Raw genomic sequence first — 1,107 nt, 5'->3', positions numbered from 1 at the left:
CCGTTCAATCCACTGCGTCTTCATGTTACCCGATACGGCTCAATTCACTTGTTGGCAACAAATATATCACATCATCCTGAAGGAACTCACGGCGCCGTAAACCGCGCCGCCCAAGAACTTTTAGCTAACAGATTGATTTTTAGCCTCCCCTCGACAATGATGAATGTTCCCCCTTTAACCCCGAGGAACCGCCGATGTCTCAACCGATCACCGAGCTTTATACCGACAGTGAATTTTTCAGCCCGTACGCCATGTCCGCCTTTGTCGTGCTGACGGAAAAAGGCATTCCGTTCACCGTGAAGCCGGTGGATCTGGCGAAGGAAGAGAACAAAGAGGCGGCCTACGCGGCGCTGTCGCTCACCCGCCGGGTGCCGACGCTGGCGATCGGCGAGTTCCAGCTCTCGGAGTCTTCGGCGATTGCCGAATACCTGGAAGACATCCACCCGGCCCACGCCGTGTACCCGCGCGACGTGAAGCTGCGTGCCAAAGCGCGCGAGATCCAGGCCTGGCTGCGCAGCGATCTGCTGCCGATCCGCGCCGAGCGTTCGACCGAGGTGGTGTTCAACAACGGCAAGTTCCCGCCGCTGTCCGAAGCCGCGCAAGAGGCCGCGCGCAAGCTGATCGCCGCCGTGGAAAAGCTGCTGAGCCACGGGCAGGATAATCTGTTCAGGGAGTGGTGCATCGCCGACACCGATCTGGCGCTGATGCTCAACCGGCTGGTGATGCACGGCGATCCGGTGCCGGAGCGCGTGCGCCACTATGCGCACAAGCAGTGGCAGCGCCCGTCGGTGCAGGCCTGGCTGGCGTTGTCGGAAAAACGGCGCGCCTGAGAAAAAAATCGGCGGCCACGACGCCGCCGTTCTCAATGCCGAGAAACAACATCACTGCTTGAGGGAAGGCAAATCACCATCCAGAGGGCAGATAGCCTAACAATGAAGCGATGGCGTACACCGCACTGGCCAGATACAGCAACACAATGCTGACCTGCAGCAGCGGGTGCGTGATCCAGTTGCACTGCCAGCGCGGGGTCTGGTCGCCATGTTTGCGCGCGCCGCGCAGGATCAACATCGGCATGATCGACAGGATCACCCCGCTGAACACCCCGGC

1 protein-coding gene and 1 pseudogene are annotated in these 1,107 nt (G+C 60.3%); one reads left to right on the top strand and one right to left on the bottom strand.

Annotated features, from left to right (window positions below):
- Window positions 1-194: 194 nt before the first annotated feature.
- Complete coding sequence (gene yfcF, locus AB0H42_RS35870; RefSeq protein WP_004937171.1) at window positions 195-830, top strand: glutathione transferase; 636 nt, start codon at window positions 195-197, stop codon at window positions 828-830.
- A gap of 73 nt (window positions 831-903) precedes the next feature.
- Here yfcF and AB0H42_RS35865 read toward each other — a convergent pair.
- Window positions 904-1,107: pseudogene (locus AB0H42_RS35865) on the bottom strand (amino acid permease); the annotation flags it as partial.

The organism is Nocardia sp. NPDC050799 (assembly GCF_040654015.1).
Classification (GTDB): Bacteria; Actinomycetota; Actinomycetes; order Mycobacteriales; family Mycobacteriaceae; genus Nocardia.
Note: the sequence above shows the minus strand (reverse complement) of the source record. Positions and strands in the feature narration are given on the sequence as shown.